The organism is Burkholderia sp. Ac-20353, assembly GCF_017104785.1.
In the GTDB taxonomy this organism is placed as follows: Bacteria; Pseudomonadota; Gammaproteobacteria; order Burkholderiales; family Burkholderiaceae; genus Burkholderia.
The window spans coordinates 39,568-58,568 of record NZ_JAAGPL010000036.1; the positions used below are offsets into that span (position 1 = coordinate 39,568).

The 19,001-nt window shown below is 64.6% G+C and carries 14 protein-coding genes; 13 read left to right on the forward strand and 1 reads right to left on the reverse strand.

What is annotated here, in order from left to right; all coding sequences use genetic code 11:
* Positions 1–18: 18 nt before the first annotated feature.
* From G3N94_RS13855 to G3N94_RS13895, 9 genes are all read left to right on the forward strand, one after another.
* Entirely contained in the window at positions 19–987 is a 969-nt protein-coding gene (locus G3N94_RS13855; protein ID WP_205792956.1) for a YCF48-related protein, read from the forward strand.
* 41 nt (positions 988–1,028) lie between these two features.
* Positions 1,029–2,507: an FAD-dependent oxidoreductase gene (locus G3N94_RS13860; protein WP_205792957.1), complete on the forward strand. Its 1,479-nt coding sequence runs from the start codon at positions 1,029–1,031 to the stop codon at positions 2,505–2,507.
* Entirely contained in the window at positions 2,508–3,179 is a 672-nt protein-coding gene (locus G3N94_RS13865; protein ID WP_205792958.1) for a c-type cytochrome, read from the forward strand.
* A gap of 176 nt (positions 3,180–3,355) precedes the next feature.
* Positions 3,356–4,486 carry a DUF5938 domain-containing protein gene (locus G3N94_RS13870; protein WP_205792959.1) on the forward strand — a complete coding sequence of 377 codons (1,131 nt, stop codon included), beginning with the start codon at positions 3,356–3,358 and terminating at the stop codon, positions 4,484–4,486.
* A 42-nt stretch (positions 4,487–4,528) separates the two neighbouring features.
* A complete protein-coding gene (locus tag G3N94_RS13875; RefSeq protein ID WP_205792960.1) occupies positions 4,529–6,082 on the forward strand; it encodes an AMP-binding protein in 1,554 nt (517 codons plus the stop codon).
* Positions 6,083–6,107: 25 nt separating this feature from the next.
* A complete protein-coding gene (locus tag G3N94_RS13880; RefSeq protein ID WP_205792961.1) occupies positions 6,108–7,349 on the forward strand; it encodes a thiolase family protein in 1,242 nt (413 codons plus the stop codon).
* 11 nt (positions 7,350–7,360) lie between these two features.
* Positions 7,361–8,842 carry an FAD-dependent oxidoreductase gene (locus tag G3N94_RS13885; protein WP_205792962.1) on the forward strand — a complete coding sequence of 494 codons (1,482 nt, stop codon included), beginning with the start codon at positions 7,361–7,363 and terminating at the stop codon, positions 8,840–8,842.
* A 167-nt stretch (positions 8,843–9,009) separates the two neighbouring features.
* Positions 9,010–9,690 (forward strand): TetR/AcrR family transcriptional regulator, encoded by a 681-nt coding sequence (locus tag G3N94_RS13890; protein ID WP_205792963.1) that lies wholly within the window; start codon positions 9,010–9,012, stop codon positions 9,688–9,690.
* A gap of 172 nt (positions 9,691–9,862) precedes the next feature.
* Positions 9,863–11,152 (forward strand): acyl-CoA dehydrogenase family protein, encoded by a 1,290-nt coding sequence (locus tag G3N94_RS13895; protein WP_205792964.1) that lies wholly within the window; start codon positions 9,863–9,865, stop codon positions 11,150–11,152.
* Between the two features lie 867 nt (positions 11,153–12,019).
* On the opposite strand, the gene G3N94_RS13900 is transcribed toward G3N94_RS13895, so the two are convergent.
* Positions 12,020–13,483, reverse strand: a complete 1,464-nt coding sequence (locus G3N94_RS13900; protein WP_205792965.1) for a TetR/AcrR family transcriptional regulator — start codon at positions 13,481–13,483, stop codon at positions 12,020–12,022.
* Between the two features lie 470 nt (positions 13,484–13,953).
* Between G3N94_RS13900 and G3N94_RS13905 the strand changes: the two genes are divergently transcribed.
* From G3N94_RS13905 to G3N94_RS13920, 4 genes are all read left to right on the forward strand, one after another.
* Positions 13,954–14,367 carry a RidA family protein gene (locus G3N94_RS13905; RefSeq protein WP_205792969.1) on the forward strand — a complete coding sequence of 138 codons (414 nt, stop codon included), beginning with the start codon at positions 13,954–13,956 and terminating at the stop codon, positions 14,365–14,367.
* Between the two features lie 107 nt (positions 14,368–14,474).
* Positions 14,475–15,842, forward strand: coding sequence for a DUF1329 domain-containing protein (locus G3N94_RS13910; RefSeq protein ID WP_205792966.1), 1,368 nt, complete (start codon positions 14,475–14,477; stop codon positions 15,840–15,842).
* An 80-nt stretch (positions 15,843–15,922) separates the two neighbouring features.
* Positions 15,923–17,764, forward strand: coding sequence for a DUF1302 domain-containing protein (locus G3N94_RS13915; protein WP_205792967.1), 1,842 nt, complete (start codon positions 15,923–15,925; stop codon positions 17,762–17,764).
* 63 nt (positions 17,765–17,827) lie between these two features.
* A partial coding sequence (locus G3N94_RS13920; protein WP_205792968.1) for an MMPL family transporter occupies positions 17,828–19,001 on the forward strand: 1,174 nt, incomplete at its 3' end.

Below are 19,001 nucleotides of genomic sequence, written 5' to 3' on the forward strand. Positions count from 1 at the left end.
CACTACAGAGGCTCATCCATGATCAAGACGCTAGTTGCCTGTATCGCGCTCTGCGCCGCCGCGAAGGCCTTCGCGCAAGCGCAGGACGGAACGGTCGCGGCCTGGGCCGCGAAGCCCGCGCACGCGTGGGCCACGCCGACACACATGATGCTGATGGACGCGGCGCGTGCCGGGTCGCGGGTCGTCGCGGTCGGCGAACACGGCATCGTGCTGCTGTCCGACGACGACGGCAAAACCTGGCGGCAGGCACGACGCGTGCCGGTGTCGGCGACGCTGTCGGCCGTGTCGTTCGCGGATGCGAAGCACGGCTGGGCCGTCGGCCAGTGGGGCGCGATTCTCGCGTCCGACGATGGCGGCGATACGTGGATCACGCAGCGACTCGATACGTCGGTCGACCAGCCGCTGTTCTCGGTGCTGTTCACGAATGCGCAGGACGGCATCGCGGTCGGCCTGTGGTCGCTGATGCTGCAGACCCATGACGGCGGCAAGACGTGGGCCCGCACAACGCTGCCGAAGCCGCCGGGCGGCGGCAAGGCCGACCGCAATCTCTATCACGTGTTTGCCGACGCCGCGCACGCGCTTTACGTCGCGTCGGAACAGGGGATGGTGCTCAAGTCGGCCGATGGGGGCGCGAACTGGACTTATCTGCCGACGGGCGGCAAGGGCACGTTGTGGTCGGGCGTCGCGATGCCCGACGGCCGGATCGTGGTGGGCGGGCTGCTCGGCAGCCTGTTCGAGAGCCGCGACGGCGGCACGACGTGGGCCGCACAGCACACCGGCACGCGCAGTTCGATTACCGACCTGGTCGCCACCGACGGCGGGCTGACCGGTGTCGGGCTCGACGGCCTCGTGCTGACGCAGCGCGTGGCGGGCGGCCCGTTCGACGTCGCACAGCGTGCGGATCGCGCGACGCTCACCGCCGCGTTGATCGATGCTCGTGGCAAGCCGGTGCTGTTTTCGCAGGACGGCGTGCTGGCCGCGCCGTGAGTTGAATCCGCAGAAAAGCAAGGAACGATGGAGTACGCAAAATGAAGAGCAAGTACAAGCCGGACCCGCAGGCCCGGCGGCGGATATTGCGCGTCGCGGCCGCGGGTGCCGCGTCGCTCGCAGCTGGCGAGGTGTCGTTCGCCGAAGGGGCGGCGTCGGCGTTCGCCGATCGCGGCGTGTTCGATGTCGTCGTCATCGGCGCGGGGCTTGCCGGGTTGACTGCCGCGCGCGACCTGAAGCGCGCCGGATGCGGATCATTCGTCGTGGTCGAGGCGCGTGATCGCGTCGGCGGGCGGACCTACAACCACGACCTCGGGCAAGGCGTGGTGTCCGAGGCCGGCGGCCAGTGGATTGGCCCCGGCCAGACGGCGATCGCCGATCTCGCGCGCGAACTCGGTGTCGATACGTTCCCGACTTATTACGCGGGCAAGACGGTCGTGCTGGCCGGCGATGCCCGTGTTGCCCAGGATTTCCACGGCGGCTCGGGTGGCGACGACGCGATCGGCGCGAAGCTCGGTGCGCTTGCACGCGGCGTGCCGTCCCGTGAACCGTGGACCGCGCAGCACGCGGCGGAGTTCGACAAACTGACCTACGGCGACTGGCTGCTCAAGCAGGGCGTTACCTACGAGGACGGCTACTTCCTCGGCCTCGCGGCGAAGCTGTCGCTCGGCGGCGCACCGGCGCAGCTCGGGCTGCTGCACTACCTGTCGATGATCAACAGCGCCGATTGCGACTACGCGAAACTCGAATCGATCAAGGGCGGCGCACAGGAGACGCGGTTCGTCGGCGGCTCGCAGGTGTTGAGCGTCCGGATGGCGAGCGAACTCGGTGCGAAGGTGCAGTTGTCCTGCCCGGTGCGCAAGATCTCGGGCTGGGATCGCGACGTGGTCGACGTGCAGACCGATCGCGGCATGCTTCGCGCACGGCGCGTGATCGTCGCACTCAATCCGGCGCTGTGCCAGCAGATCGCGTTCGATCCGCCGTTGCCCGACGGCCGCGCGCAATTGCAGCGGAACTGGCCGGCGAACGCGCCGATGCGCAAGACGGTACACGTGTACGACCGGCCGTTCTGGCGCAACGACGGCTACAACGGGCAGATCTTCGAAGTTGGCGGCCCGGTCTTCATGGCGTACGACAACTCGCCGCCGGACGGCTCGGTCGGCGTGCTCGCCGCGTTTGTCGCGCCGGGTGCGCTGCCGGCCGAACCGAAGGCGGCCGAACGGATGCTGTCGGCCATCTATGCACGCGCGCTCGGCGACAAGGCGCTGCACCCCACGCAGTTCCACGACTACGACTGGGGGCGCGTCGATCCGTGGACGCTGCAGTGCATACACCCGCTGCCGCCCGGTTTCTGGACGAAATGGGGTAAGTACCTGCGCCCGGAGGCCGGCCGGCTGATCTGGTCGGGCACCGAAACGGCCGACCTGTGGCCCGGCGCGATGGACGGCGCGGTGCGCTCCGGGCACCGCGCGGCGCTGCAGGCGCTCGGCAAGCTGGCCGGCCGTGGCGGGGAGGCGTGAATGAAACGAACCCTGATGATCGGCGTCGCGCTTGCGGTGGCGGGCGTGTTGGCCGCAGGCGCGTGCTACGGCCCCGACCTCGTCGACGGCATGCGTTACCAGAAGGCGATGGCCGCGATCGGCGCAGCCGACAAGGCCAACGGCGGCGCGTGGCCGCAGCAACAGGAGATGTGCTTTTTCTGCCATGGCGTGCGCGGCCAGTCGCGGAACGCGGGGTACCCGTCGCTGTCCGGGCAGCCGGCGACGTATATCGCCGCGCAACTGCGCGCGTTCGCGAGCGACCGGCGGCGCAACGCATACATGGGACCGCTCGCACGCGAGCTCGACGACGCCAGGATCCACGCGCTGGCGACCTATTTCGCGCGGCAGGCACCGGCGCGCAACGAGGCCGTGCCGGCCGACGCCGCGCTCGACCGGCGCGGGATCGCGCTGGTCGAGGCCAGAAGCTGCCGCGCGTGTCACGGCGCGGCGCTGACGGGCAAGGATCCGGCGCCGCGCCTCGCGGGCCAGGGGCAGCTCTACCTGGAAATGCAGTTGTCGGCCTTCCGGTCGGGAGCGCGGCACGATCCGACCGGCGCGATGAACGGGGTGGCCGCAACGCTGTCCGGCGACGATACGCGCGCCCTTGCGCACTACCTGGCCGGCCTGTCGCCGGACGGAGCGGCCCGATGATGCGCGCAGCGCGTCAGGGCCGGGAATACCCTGCCTTTTTCTTTGCCGTTTACTTTGTCATAGTGACCTAACATTGGTGATGTGTTCTACAAACGAAACACCCCCCGGATGTGAAGCGGCAGTACCCGACTTTGGACCGAACCGGTTTTTGACAACTCACGTTTCAGGAGACAACCATGGCTAAGCACCCCGTCGTCGTTTATGGCGCAAGCGGTTATACCGGCATGTTGATCATGGACTGGCTGATCGACCAGAACATCCCGTTTACGGCGGTTGCGCGCAACGCGGGCCGCGCGAAGGAAATGATGGCGCAGCGCGTCGTGCGCCTCGAATCGGCGGAATACGAAATCATCGAGGCGGAGCACGACGTCGATGCGCTCGTGAAGGCATTCAGCGGTGCGAAGGTGGTGTGCAATACGGTGGGGCCGTTCTCGAGCTTCGGGCTCGTCGGCGTCGAGGCCGCGCTGAAGGCCGGCTGTCACCACCTCGATACGACGGGCGAACAGTCGTATATCCGCAACGTGCGCGACCAGTTCGGCGAACTGTACCGCCAGGCCGGCCTGCTGGTGTCGTCGTCGAATGCGTACATGTACACGTTCGCCGAGATCGCCGCCGAGCTCGCGCTCGAAACGCCGGGCATCGATGCGCTGGAAACGGCCACGCTGACGCGCGGCCCGCGCGGCGCGGCCGGCGTGAGCATCGGCTCGACCGCGACGATCTTCGACGGCGCGCGCCACGACTCCTGCTACCTGTGGGAGAAGGCGCTCGTTCCGCACGCACCGGACGCATCGTTCACCGTCGCGACGCCCGAACTGATGCAGCCGGTGTTCTGCCTGCCGTGGGGCGGCACGTCGCTGCCCGTCTACTTCGAGCGCGATGCACGCGTGCGCAGCTGCATCTCGTGCGTGGGCTTCTACGACAACAACGTGATGAAGCTGGTGCACCAGTTCGGGCAGAAGTGGGAAGCCGAATACAAGCACCTGCCGCGCGAGCAGCAGGACGCGGTGCTGAAGCAGGTCGTCGCGTCGACCACGCCGACGATGCCGCCGCGCGAGCGCACGACGATCCAGCGCAGCGTCGATTTCGCGATCGGCCGCGGCCAGCTCGCGTCGGTGCGCGCGACCGTGCACGGCATCACGCCATACATCTCGACGGGCGCGATTCACGCGGCCGGCGTGCTCAAGCTGCTCGACGGCGACGTCGCGCGCACGGGCTTCGCGTCGGGCTCGAAGGCATTCGGCCATCGCTACCTGCTCGGCTTCCTCGAACAGCGCGGTCTCGCGCGCGCCACGATCACGCAACTGTGACGGCCGCCGCCGCACCGGAACAGACCCAACGGAACTTGTGACATGGCCATTATCGATTTCTACGACCGCGGGTGGCGCCTCAATCCCGACGGCATTGCCTACATTCAGGACGACCGCAGCTATACGTTCCAGGAGATCGGCGAGCTGTCGTGCCGCATCGCCAACGGGCTGATTGCCGCCGGCTTCACGAAGGAGGCGAAGGCGGCCGTGTGGGCTGACAACGACGTGATCGGCTGGAGCTGCGCGCTCGGCATGTGGCGCGCCGGGCTCGCGTACATCCCGGTGAACGGCCGCAACGCGGTGGCCGAGAACCAGTACGTGCTCGATGCGTTCGACTGCGAAGTGCTGTTTTTCCACCAGGCGTTCGCGGCCGCGATCGACGCGCTGCGGCCGAGCCTGCCGAAGATCCGGCTGTGGGTGTGCCTCGACGCCGACCTGCCGTGGGCGCCGTCGCTGGCCACGTGGAGCGAGCGCCAGCCGGCGACGCTGCCAGCCGTCGATTACGCGATGGACGACGTCGTCGCGCTGTCGGCCACGGGCGGCACGACCGGTGCGCCGAAGGGCGTGATGAACACGCACCGTTCGCTGCAGACGTACTTCGCGCAATTCATGATCGCGATGACGTACGGCGACGCGCGCCCGGTGAATCTCGCCGCGGCGCCGATGACGCACACGGCAGGCATGCTGTCGCTGCCGTGCACCGCGCGCGGCGGCACGGTGGTCGTGCTGCCGAAGCCCGACCCCGCGCTGCTGTTGGGCGCGATCGTGAAGCATCGCGTGACGGAGTTCTTCCTGCCGCCGACGGTGATCTACCGGCTGCTCGACATCCCCGGCATCGACAAGGTCGATTTCTCGTCGCTGCGCTACTTCCTGTACGGTGCCGCGCCGATGTCGGTCGAGAAGCTCAAGCGCGCGATCGACGTGTTCGGCCCGGTGATGACGGGCGGCTACGGGCAAACCGAGGCGCCCGCGTCGATCTCGTACCTGACGCCGGCCGAGCATTTCGTCGACGGCAAGCTGGCGTCCGACACGCGGCTGGCGTCGGTCGGCCGCCCGAACCCGCTGGTGCGCGTCGAGATCGTCGGTGAGCGCGGCGACGTCCTGAAGCAGGGCGAGACCGGTGAGATCTGCGTGCGCGGCGATCTGGTGATGAAGGGCTACTACCGCGCGCCGGACAAGACGGCCGAGACGATCGTCGACGGCTGGCTGCACACCGGCGATATCGGCCATCTCGATCCCGACGGTTATCTGCACATCACCGACCGCAAGAAGGACATGATCATCAGCGGCGGTTTCAACGTCTATCCGAGCGAGATCGAGCAGGTGATCTGGGCACATCCGGCCGTGCAGGACTGCGCGGTGATCGGCGTACCCGACGACAAGTGGGGCGAGGCCGTGAAGGCCGTCGTCGAGCTCAATGCTGGCCAGCAGGTGAGCGCGGATGAGCTCGTCGCGCTGTGCAAGGAGAAGCTCGGTTCGGTGAAGGCGCCAAAGACCGTGGACTTCGTCGCCGCGCTCCCGCGCAGCACGGCCGGGAAGGTGCTGAAGAAGGATCTGCGCGAGCAGTACTGGCAGGGCCAGCAACGCAGGATCTGAGCTTACTTTCTACGAGCGACACATCATGAGCAACATCTACATCGCCGGCATTGCGATGACCGTATTCGGCCGGCATCTCGAACGCAGTCTCGACGATCTCGCGGGCGAGGCGCTGCGCGGCGCGCTGCAGGATGCGAGCTGCTGTGCCGACGCGATCGGCGCGGCTTTCTACGCGGGCATCACCAACGGTGCGTTGCAGGGGCAGCTGTCGATTCCCGGCCAGGTCGTGTTCAGCAAGATCGGCATCGAAGGCATCCCGGTGTTCAACGTCGAGAATGCGTGCGCGTCCGGCAGCACGGCCGTGCACCTCGCTGTGCGGCAGCTGCAGTCGGGCGCGTGCGACGTCGCGCTCGCGCTCGGCGCGGAAAAGATGAACGTCGCGGACAAGGCGAAATCGTTCGCGCTGTTCGAGGCCGGCTGGGACGTGTCGCGTGTCGACGAGAATTTCGCGACGCTCGCGCGGCTCGGCGAAGGGATCGAGCCGCCGCCCGGGTCGGAATCCGACCGCCCGTACAGCCGCTTCATGAAGATCTACGCGGCGATGTGCCGGTATCACATGCGCACGTACGGCACGACGCAGCGGCAGATCGCCGCCGTGTCGGCGAAGAACCACGGGCATTCGGTACACAACCCGTACTCGCAGTTCCGCCAGCCGTTCACGATCGACGAGGTGCTGGCGGCCGCGCCGATCACGTACCCGATCACGCTGCCGATGTGTGCGCCGCTGTCGGACGGCGCGGCGGCCGCGATCCTCTGCACCGAGGAAGGGCTGGAGCGCATCGGCGCCGATCGCAGCCGCTGCATCCGGATCGCCGCGAGCGTGATTCGCAGCTTCACGCGGCGGCGTATCGACGAGCCGCACAAGCACATCGGCCGGCTCGCCGCGCTTCAGGCGTACGAGCAGGCCGGCGTGGGGCCGGAGGACATGGACGTCGCCGAAGTGCACGACGCGTCGGCGATGGGCGAAATCATCCAGGCCGAGAACCTCGGCTTCGTGCCGCTCGGCGAAGGCGGCCCGGCGGCCGAGCGCGGCGAATTCACGCTCGGCGGACGCATCCCGATCAACACGTCGGGCGGCCTCGAATCGAAGGGCCATCCGCTCGGCGCGACCGGCATCGGGCAGCTGTATGAGCTGGTCACGCAGTTGCGCGGCGAAGCGGGCGCGCGGCAGGTGGACGGCGCGCGTCATGCGATCCAGGAGAACGGCGGCGGCTTGCAGGGCGTCGAAGAGGCCGCGCTGGCGATTCACATTCTCAGCAGGGACTGACGGAGGTGGGCATGGGCGATGCACATGGCGCGATGGCGCTCGGGCAGGGAGCGCACGCAGGGCAGACGACGCAGGAGTCGGGTGGTGTCGGCGCGGCGGCGTCGATGCAGGCGGCGGGAGCCGACGCGGCCGGGCCGCTGGCGCGCTGGGGCGAGGAAATCCGCGCCGATGCGGCGTTGCAGAAGTATCGTCCCGTGGGCGGATGGATCGAGCCGCCCGAGCGTGCACAGCCGCCGCTCGAAGGTGACGTCTGCGCGGACGCGATCGTCGTCGGCGCGGGCTTTGCCGGTCTGTCCACCGCGCTGGAGCTGGCCGCGCGCGGCGCGAGCGTCGTCGTGCTCGAACGCGAGTTCGCGGGCTTCGGTGCAAGCGGGCGCAACGCCGGCTATCTCGCCGGCGGCCAGGGGCTCGAGTACGACTTGTTTCTCAAGCGGGTCGGCCGCGAACAGGCGAAGCAGATCGTCGGCTTCTATGACGAAGGCGTCGCGTATGTCGAACGCAAGCTCGCCGAATACGCGATCGACTGCGACTACCGTGCGTCGGGCATCATCCGCGCGGGCGTGCATCCGTCGCAGGAGAAGCGCTTGCGCGAGAGCATGGCCATCGGCATCGAACTCGGGTCGCCCGCACAGTTTCTCGATGGTGCGGCGATGCGCGAGCGCGGCATTCCGCCGGCATTCCTGTTCGGCGCATACGTGCCCGGCGGCGGCACGCTCGATCCCGGCAAGTACGTGACGGGGTTGCGGCGCGCGGCGCTCGCGGCCGGCGTGAAACTCTACGAAAACACCGCGCTGCTCGAATTCGAGGAAGGCGACACGGTGCGCGTTCGCACGGCACGCGGCAGCGCGAGCGCGCCGGTGCTGGTGCTCGCGACCAACGCCTATACACCGCAGCTCGGCCTGCTCGGCGACAAGGTGATGCCGCTGCGTGTGTCGGCGCTCGAAACCGAGCCGCTGTCCGATGCGCAGCTCGCGGCGCTGGGCTGGACGAATCGCGAGGGTATCGTCACGCCGCACCTGACGATGGAGAGCCACCGTCTCACCGCGCGCAATACGCTGCTGTTGACGACCAAGCGGCTGCATTACGTGTACGGCTCGCAGACGCCGAACGTGCCGGACGACGATGCGTATCGCGCGCTCCTGAAGACGCTGCACGCGCGCTTTCCGCAACTCGGCAGCGTGCCGGTGCGCGCGTGCTGGAGCGGCTACATCTCGTTCGCGGGCGACGCGTTGCCGGTGGTCGGCGCGGCTGGCGCGCACGGCAACGTGTTCCACACGGCCGGCTGCTCGGGACATGGCGTTGGCACGCAATCGCTGGTCGGGCGCCTGCTGGCCGAGCGGATCGCGGGCGGGCACTCGCCGCTGCTCGCGGCACTGACGCACAAGACGCCATCGGTGCCGCCGGAGCCGCTGCGATGGTGTGCGGTCAATGCGATGCTCGGCGTCGCGAACCTGCTCGACGAACGCGTGAACCGCAAGGTGCGGCCAATGTAGCGGCACCGGCGATCGTCGCGACGCGAAAAACGTGGATCCGGCGGGGCGCCCGGCAGAGGGGCGGCTCGATGGAAAATGAAGCTCGCATCGGGTATAGTCGTTTGCGCTCCGTAAGGGACGGAGCGTCCATTCGACGAAGCCGAAACGCCACCTTCACGACGAACACGATGACAGTGTCCAACGACCCGCGCAGCAGCAGAAAGCGGCGCACTTCGACTGCCACCCCGGCCGCTGCCGGCAACCCGGAAGGTTTGCGCGCGCAAGGCCTGCGCACGCGCAACACGATCATTCGCGTTGCACGCAAGCTGCTGCTGGAAGGCGGCCCGCTCGAATTCTCGCAGCGCGCGGTTGCCGCGGCCGCGGGCATCAGCGTCAGCAATCTGCAGTACTACTTCCCGACCCGGCTCGCCGTGTTGCGGGCCGTTATCGAACCGGTCATCGAAGCGTATCTCGACGATATGAAGCGCGCGATCGGCAGCGACGCGTCGCCGCGCGATGTGTTCGAAGAGATCATCCTGCGCTCGATCGCCGATGCGAAGGATTCGAAGTACAACGCATTGTTCCGGCACTTCCTGTCGTTCGCGGCGACCGATGCCGAATGCCTGAAGCTGTGCGACGAATGGTATTCGGCACTGACGCGCGACCTCGCGCAGCTGGTGCGCACGCTCACGCCCGCATTCAGCGCGGCCGACAGCCGGCATGCGGCAACGATGCTCATCGCGCTGGCCGATGGCCTCGCGATCCAGTACGGCACCGTCGGGCGGCACACGCAGGCGCTCGACGCGTATTTCGCGGCGACGTCGCGCGCGATCGCGTACGGCACGCTGACGGCGCCCGCCGGCAACTAGCCGCGCGAAGCGCACAGCGTCGATTCAGGAAGAGACAGGGGAATACCCTGTCTTTTTTTTGCTTCCTGTATTTGTCATTATGACCTATGTTTTGTATACATTACTAGATGTGGGGTGGCCCGGCGCGTCCGCTGCCGGGTCGACATGATTGGAGTCCAGGAGGAGAACGGAGATGATTCGTCTGAACAAGTCCGCGGCGCTGCCCGCGGTCGGCATGACCGGCTTCGAGACGCCGCTGAGCGAAGAGGAAAGCGCAATCCAGCACACGGTTCACCGCTTTGCGCGCGACGTGCTGCGGCCGATCGGCCGCGAGCTCGACCGGATGACGGCGGAGGAGGTGATCGCGCCCGGCTCGCCGTACTGGGCCGCGATCGTCGAGAGCGCGAAGCTCGGGCTCGATCCGCAGCTGATCGCGCAGTTTCCGCCGGAAACCGCCGTACGCATCGAATCGCTGATCGGTGAGGAGCTCGGCTGGGGCGATTCGGGCCTCGCCGTGTCGATCGGCGCGGCGACGATGCCGCTGATGATGGCGCAGACTGTCGGCAATCAGGAATTGATCGAGATGTGCGCGGGCAAGGTCGGCTGCTGGATGAACACGCAGCCCGATCGCGGGTCGGACGCGGCGATCCTGTATCGGCAGGAACTCGATGCGCACGGCAGGCAGCCGGTCGGCAACGTGACTGCGAAAGTCGGCGCCGACGAGATCGTGATCAACGGGCAAAGCTCGGCGTGGATTTCGAACGGGTCGGTCGCGCAGGTCGCGCTTGCGTACATGGCGGCCGACTATGGCGACGGGTTCTATGGCGAAGGCGAGCGCAGCGCGTTCACGAATGGCATCGCGATGATCCTGCCGCTCGACCTGCCGGGCGTGTCGCGTGGCAAGCCGCTCGACAAGATCGGCCAGCGCTCGCTGCCGCAGGGCGAGATCTATTTCGACAACGTGAAGGTGCCGAAGCGTTTCGCGGTCGCGCTGAAGGACGATTATCTCGGCAACCTCGCATCGACGTGGTCGTATGCGGGCACGCATATGTGCCAGGTGTTCGTCGGCGTCGCGCGCGCGGCGTTCGAGCTTGCGCTCGCGTATTGCCACGAGCGCAAGCAGGGCGGCGCGCTGCTAATGGATCACCAGATGACGCATCTGCGCATCGGCGAGATGCTGCGCCGGCTGGAGATGGCGCGCGCGATCGCGCGGCGCAGCCTCGCGTTCTCGCGCATGTCGCCGCAGAGCCATCCATACGCGACCGCGCAGGCCAAGGTGAGCGTGACCGAGGAAGCGATGAAGGTGACGCATGAGGCGTTTCAGTTGTTCGGCGGCAATGGCACCACGCGCGAGTTTCCGATCGAGAAGCTGTTCCGTGACGTGCGTTCGGCGCTGATCGAGGATGGCGAGAACTACGTGCTGGCATCGCGCCTTGGTGTGCTGGCTGGGCAGCTCTATCAGAACGGCTGGGCGCGAGAGTGAGGTGGCTCGTGTGAGCGAGCGAGCGCGCCAAATTGACCGGGGCGCTCGTTGCTCGTTGCTCGTTGCTCGTTGCTCGTTGCTCGTTGCTCGTTGCTCGTTGCTCGTCAGGAGATCGTGCATATTCCGGTGGAGCTTGCTCGGCGGCAAGAATCGCTCGGCCGCGCGCCACGGCTTGAGCTTGCCGGCCGCGACGTCCTGTATGACCTTGAATCGGTCCAGTTCGCGCATCGTCATCGTGATCCGTTCCGTTGCCGCCATCGAAGCCTCACGCGAACGCGCTCGATCTCATCACCGGCAGCGTGCCGCAATCGTCGCACAGCGGGCGCGCGGCGAGTCGGGCAGGTCGGCCTGTCGATCCGTCGCGCGATCCCGTGCCGTCTGATCGCGTCGATTGAGACAGGGCGCTGGCAGCCTTTGTCGTCGGCCCAATCAGCCGCGCGGCGGATCGGCCGGTTCGCGCCCGTATCGGTCCCGACCTGGGTTGTCGGTGAGCCTTTACGGGACCGGATACGAGCCAAGCGGACGTATGGGGGCGATCGGACCGCGGACGCCTGGGAGGCTGCCCACTCAGCGATACGGATTGGCCGGAATCGGCCACAGGGCGATGTTCGCCGTCTTTGCGCCCGTGTCGTTCAGACGGCCGCTTCGCTTCGAAGGCAGTCACCTACCAGCAGTTTTCGCTCGCCGGCTTGTCGGCCTTTGTCGACGTTTTGGCGGGCTGGGTTCTACATCAGCAATTGGCGGATTGCTGACAGCGACTGCATCGAGCAGCCGAACGTCAGCTTCCCGCTCGAAATAGCCGGAGCCGGGAATCCATGACAGTGACCACGTCAACCGTATCGATTCGGAGGTCCCTCGCTGCCCCAACTAGGCCGTCGATCTCCTCTGGCCACTCTCTGTCGCTCTCTTGGTGCCAACGTTGCCTTGCGCGACGCGTATCGTGACGGCTCTCATCAACTCGAAAATGCGATTCGCCTCCAACGGTTGCTTCTTGGAGCCGAACAACAAAATTGGTGCCCCCTCTGTCTGAGCCGCGATGAGCGTCGCGCGCGCGTGGCATTCGCGCGCGGTGGCAGAAGCGTCAAGCTCGCGTACTAAATCCACGTAGAGTGCCCGATAGGCCGAGTAGAGCGTTTTCGTCAGTTCTAGCGTAATGTCCGAGTGCTGGGCCAGCGCAAGTATTTCGAACGTGAATCGACACACTCTTGAATCGCGAGCTTCTTCAAAAGCATCAACCGTGATCTCACACAGTCGCTCCAACGCTGGCTTGTCGCTTGGCTTGCCAATATCCGCATACCGGTCCTGATAGACCTGCATGAGCGCGCTCGTGGTCGATCGCAGTAGATCATCATGTGTTGGAAAGTAGTTCCGGAGCGCGGATTCCGGAATGCCAAGCTCCCTGGCTACACCCGCGAGGGTAAAGTTCACGTATCCTTCCGCCGCCAATAGGTTGGCGGCAGTAGAGACGATTTCGTTGATCTTTACCTTTCGCCGCTTCCCTTGAACGGTTGGTCGGTAAGAAGGCGTATCCTGGCCTGTTTGTCGCGCGCTCAACTCGAACAGGTCCTGGCCATCCTTGTCAGAATTGAAGATGGCGCCGTGCGCACTGTTCGTGCCGTGAGTCTCCAGATTGGGCAAACCGCGAAGCGTGACGTCGTTCTCCAGTACTTGTGGCGACAGGTCAACGATCATTTTTACAGACTGCTTTGTCACGCGAACGGATTCAGCATAGTCCTTATCCGAATCTCCGCCGTTGTAGGCGAATATCATGATCCCTGCCATCTGCACGACAATCACCGATGCACGAGCAAGACACTCTTCGTGAGTCAAAGTCGGATGGATCTCGGATAACAACTTCGCGAAGGTGCTTCGATGCTCGGCATACAGGTCATCAACGAGCTCGGCAGCGTAGGGCTCTTGCTGGGCGAAAGCCCATATTTCAAACAAGAACTTCGGTAGATCGGTTTCGTTGATATCGAGAAAAATGCGTTCTACCAGCGCTGAGCAACGCCGCGCAGCACTCATGCCCGGCTGGTTTGCGATGGCGGTGTAGTCGTTAATTGTCTGAGACACGTATGCGTGCAGCGCCGCGCGTAGCAATTCCCCTTTCGTTCGAAAGTAGTATTGAAGGTTTCCTAATGTGATCCCTACGCGCGCGGCTACACCGCGTGTAGCGAACGCGGCATATCCATCCTCGCGAAACGTTTGCTGCGCTGCAAGGATGATCTGTGCAAGACGCAGTTCTCGATTTCCCTGCGCAGTCGATCCCGTCTCTGATCTTGCCTCTGCAAGGTCACCCGAGGCTCCTCGCCTTACCGCCTTTTGTTGCACGTCGGCTCACCCTTAAGAAAAGAAATTCACTTCGACCTATCGCAAGTTATAGGTCGCGACCTCGTAAGAGGATACACCATCGCGTAGCCTAACAGGCGGCATGCTGCTGCAGTCATATCGCGATTGAAAGCCCGTGCTGGCTCGACCCTGCAGTCGGCAGGTCGCCGTCGCCATCGTGGTCATACCCCCTTGAAATCAAGAACTTTTCCGGATGGTCTGACACTCAAGTCAGTGTTTTCCCTGCCTTAATTTGCCTTGATGTTAGGTCTGTGCCGCGCTACTCTTAGGTCTAAGCCGCGTTAACAATAGGTCGTGTACGCGTATTTAGTGGGTCGAATACGCGCTAGCCTGGGTATCGAAGAGCGCCGGCTGCGAGGCGGCAGGCGAAAGAGAGTCGCGACGTGCACCTCGCCGATCCGTTCCGCGCACCCTTGTTTCCGTCAACTCGTTTAATCGAAGGTACATGCACCATGGCATCTGGTACTCAACGGCAATCGATCGTCCCTCCCGAGTTTCTGGCTTGGCACGATACCTACCACTTCACCCCGGCGACCCGCGTGGGCGACACGATCTGGGTGTCTGGCCAAGTTGGGGTCGACGCACAGATGAAAATTGGCGAGGACGTGCAGGCACAGACCCGAATCGCATTCGAGTCCCTGAAGACGATTCTTGCGGCGGCCGGGGCGACCCTGGCCGACGTCGTCGAACTGACGACGTTCCACACGAATCTGCAAGCCGACATTGAGCTGTTCTCCGCTGTCAAAGACGAATATTTTCCGAGCCGCTTCCCGGCGTGGACGGCGGTCGGGGTGACGCAACTCGCTCTTCCCGAGCTGTGCGTTGAAATTCGGGCAATGGCAGTTGCGGGATCCGGGAGGGTGTGAGTCGTCAGGAAGTAGGTAAGCCGGATCGTCAGTGATCATATTGGAAGGAGTGCCGATCGTCCGCCAGTGGCGTGATCGGCGAATGAATGTGGAATCGGAAGGAGGCGATGATGAAGAAGCACCAAATTGGAGCTGCGTCTGCTATTGCAGCCGTCTTGTTACTTTCGGTAGGCGGCGCTGTCGCAGCGGAAGACCTTACCCCGGAAGGTGCGGAACGCGCTGCGAGCAAGGACGGCGCTGTAGCGGCCTACGCCGGCAAGCAATCGCCCGACGCAGGCTGGGAGTGGGGCAAGGTTCGCGGCGATTTCTGGAAGCACAAGAACGAGAAACCGCTGTACTCGATCGACGCGTCGAACATCGACCAGTACGCAGACAAGCTGACACCGGGCCAGATCGCGCTGGTCAAACAGAAGAAGGGCTACCGGATGGACGTGTATCCGTCGCATCGCGAATGTCAAGTGCCGGACTTCGTCGCGCAGAACTCCAAGGCGAACTTCACGGCGGCAAAGCTCGATTCGACGGGCGAGCAGTTGCAGACTGCGAATCTTCCGGGGGTCGCATTTCCGCAACCGAAGAACGGCGCCGAAGCGATTCTGAACTATCTCATGCGGTACCGGGGCGAAGCCATTGAATGGCCGTCTGTGGTGACGACGGTTTCCCCACGTCCGGGGGGCAGCGAATGGATCGATGCAATCAGCACGGCAACTCAATATTTTCCGCCGAGCAAGTCGGGCAAGCACACACCTCAGGACGTCGACCAGTTCAGCAGCGGCACCTTCTTCCAGATGCAATCGCCGCCGGCGCTGGCCGGGCAGGCCTTTGTTCAGCGCCAATTCTTCAACAAGGATCCGGAAACCTTCTACTACTTCCCCGGGCAGAGGCGCGTGCGCCGCATGCCGGCCTACACGCACGATGCGCCAGTCATCGGCTTCGAAAACCAGTACCTGATCGATGAAGCCAACATGTTCTTTGGCTCCCTCGATCGGTTCAACTGGAAGCTTGTCGGCAAGAAGGAAATGATCGTGCCGTACAACGCCTTCGGCATGTACAAATTCAACGAGAAGTTGCACGACGTGATTACGCCTGATGGTGTCGCCGCCGCTAACCGGCGCTATGAGACGCACCGCGTCTGGGTTGTGGAGGCGACGCTCAGGACCACCGCGCGCCACGTTGCATCAAAGAAGGTCTTCTATCTGGATGAGGATAGCTGGTTGGCGCTCGCCGGCGAGGACTACGACGCCCAGGGCAAGCTGTGGAGGGTGCGCGAGAGTTACCCGATCCCGGTGTGGGAGCTGGGCGGCACCTGCGATAACGAGCCGTTCGCGCAATATGACTTGATCAATGGGCGTTATGTAACCGATTCATCGACGATCGGCCAAGGCAAAGACCTCCGTTGGTATCAGCAAGCCGATGATCCGCGCTTCAAGGCGGACTTCTTTACCGCAGAAACGTTGCGGTCGGTCAGCGAACGCTGACGCGTGTCGAGTAGATAAAAACTGAGCCGGCGCGCGTGGATGCGTCGCCGGCATCCGGTTTGGAGATGGCGGGTGGAGACATGAAAGCGAGAAAAATCGTTAGGCATACTGCAGTTTCGATTTCCGTGCTGGGTGCAGCGACATCGACCGCTTACGGGTACGATTTCACGCTGGGCGATGGCAGCGTGCAGGGGTCGTTGGTCAGCAATATCACGGCAGGCGCCGGTATTCGGACCAAGAGCCCGAGCTGCTCGCTCACCGGCGATCCGAACGCGTTCGGCTGCGGCTCGGCAGCCAACGTCAACCAATGGGGGTTTGGTGACGACGGCGACCTGAACTACCGCAAGGGGCAGCCGTTCAGCACCTACATCAGCGCAACCAGCGAACTGCTGCTGAAGATGCCGAGTGAAGGGCTGAAGTTCATGGTGCGCGGCACCGGCATGTACGACTTCATGGCGAAGAACACCGAGCGAACGCCGCTGTCGAGCACCGCGGCGGCGCAGGTGGTGTACAACGCGCAACTGCTCGACCTGTGGGGCCAGAAGGATTTCACGATCAACGGGCGGCCCGCGCACGTGCGGCTCGGTAACCAGGTGATCAACTGGGGTGAGAGCATATACGCGCAGAACGGTATCAATGCGACCAACTCGCTCGATATCCAGAAGCTGCTGATTCCGGGCACGCAGCTCAAGCAAGGTCTGCTCCCGGCGCCGATGGTGAGCTTCGCCGCGGATCTCTCGCACGGGATCAGCACTGAGGGTTACTACCAGTTTCAGTGGAACGGCAACCGCTATCCGCCGGTCGGAACGTTCTGGTCGACCACGAACGGCTTTGGCCGCGGCGCGGAACCGTTCACGATCAATACGACCAACTTCAACGTGGCCGGCCCGAGTGCGGGCACGATCGCGAACGCGATCGGCGGGCCGGGTTCGGCACGCAACCAGGGCACGCTTGACGGAATCAAGAACGGGCTCGTGAACGGCAACTTCGCCGGGCCGCCGTTCAACGACATCGGCATCCCGGTCTCGACACAGCTGCCGGCGAAATACCGGCCGCAGTTCGGCGTGAAATTCAATTTCGCGCCGCCTTCCCTCGGTGCGAACTTCGCGCTGTATTACGTCAACTATATCGACAAGGCGCCGGTGCTGACGTCGACGGCGAATGGGGTTGCGCAATGGTCGTATCTCGGCAACCGCCAGCTCTTCGGCGCCAGTACCAACTTCGGGCTCGGCGACTGGGCGATCGGCGCCGAGCTGTCGTATCGCCCGCGTGACGCGGTCGCGCTGTCGAGCTGCTTCGGGGCCGGTGGTCCGCTCGACCTGAACACGAACGGCGTGTCGGGCATCGACTGCCAGCAGTGGGCCGACAAGAAGAAATTCCAGCTCGACATCAACGGACTGCTGGCGCTGACACGCAGCGGGTATCCGTTCCTGAAGCTGCTCGGCGCGGATTCGGCCGCGCTGACGTGGGAGCTGACGTGGATCTACTACCCGGGGCTCGGCTCGAGCGTCACGCGCACGATCGACGGGCAGGCGGTTACGCAGGTGCCGGCGGCCGGCTATCTGCCGTGGCTGAACAACGGGCCGGGGGCCGGCTACCCGATCGTGACGGGACAGGGCACGTCGAGCTCGGTGGGCGCGACGATCGACTTCAACTGGACCTACGACGGCACGCTGATTCACGGCTGGCAGGTGACACCCGGGGTGACCTTCACCGATGGGCTCTATGGCTACACGCCGACCTTCACGGGCAACTACATGCAGGGCGCGAAGTCGGTGAACGTCTATGTGCTGTTCAACCAGAATCCGACCGTCTGGCAGGCGGGCATCAACTTCACGGCGTTCTTCGGCGGGCACAACACGGTGGGGCAGCCATACGCGGATCGCAATTTCGTCGGGATGTTCGTCACCCGGAATTTCTGACGCATGAACCGGTGAGAGACGGCGCGCATCGCGCGCCGCCGGAATACTTGAAGGGGTAACGTTGTGCTCAATCGTCTTGTCAGCAGGCTGGAAAAGGCCTTCTTCGGCCATCGCGCGATCGTGCTTGTGGTGATCGGCCTGTTTACCGCAGTGATGGCGGTATTCGCCGTGCAACTCCGGATGGACGCCGGCTTCGAGAAGCAGATGCCGATCGGCCATGAATACATCCGGACTTTCCAGAAATACCGGAACGATCTGCTCGGCGCGAACCGGATCACGGTGGTGGTGCGCGCCAGGAAGGGCTCCACCTGGACGCCGGAAGGGCTGACGCGCTTGTACAAGGTGACCCAGGCGGTCACGTACCTGCCGAACGTGGATCGGGGCGGCGTCCGGTCGCTTTGGACGCCGAACGCGTTCGTCAACGAGATCACCGACGAAGGGTTCCGTGCGGAGCCGATCATTTCAGGCACGATCACGCCGGACCAGCTGACGCCCGAGATCGTCGCGAAGATCCGCCGCGCGACGACGCTCGGCGGCTACGTCGGCACGCTCGTTTCGCACAACGAAGACAGCGCGATGATTACCGCCGAGCTGAACGAACGCGATCGCACGGGCAAGGTGCTTGACTACGTGGCGTTCAACCATACGCTCGAAGAGAAGATCCGCAAGCCGTTCGAAGACGCCGGCTACGAAATCCAGATCATCGGCTTCGCCAAGCAGATCGGCGACATTGCCGATGGCGCCACGGCCGTGCTGGGTTTCTGCGCGATCGCGCTGCTGCTGACCGCACTCGCCGTCTACTGGTACTGCCATTCGGTGCGCTTTACGGTGCTGCTGATCGTCTGCTCGCTGACGTCGCTGGTCTGGCAGTTCGGCACACTGAGGCTGCTGGGCTTCGGTCTGGATCCGCTTGCGGTGCTGGTGCCGTTCCTGGTGTTCGCCATTGGCGTGTCGCACGGCGTGCAGCAGGTCAACTTCATCGTGCGCGAGATCGCTCGCGGGAATCGCTCGTACGATGCGGCGCGGCACAGCTTCAGCGGTCTGCTGATCCCGGGTGTGCTGGCACTCGTCACCGCGTTCGTGTCATTCATCACGCTGCTGCTGATTCCAATTCCGATGGTGCGCGAGTTGGCCATCACCGCATCGATGGGCGTCGCCTACAAGATCGTCACCAACCTGATCCTGCTGCCGGTTGCCGCATCGTGTTTCAACTTCACCCAGGCGTACGCCGAGAGCG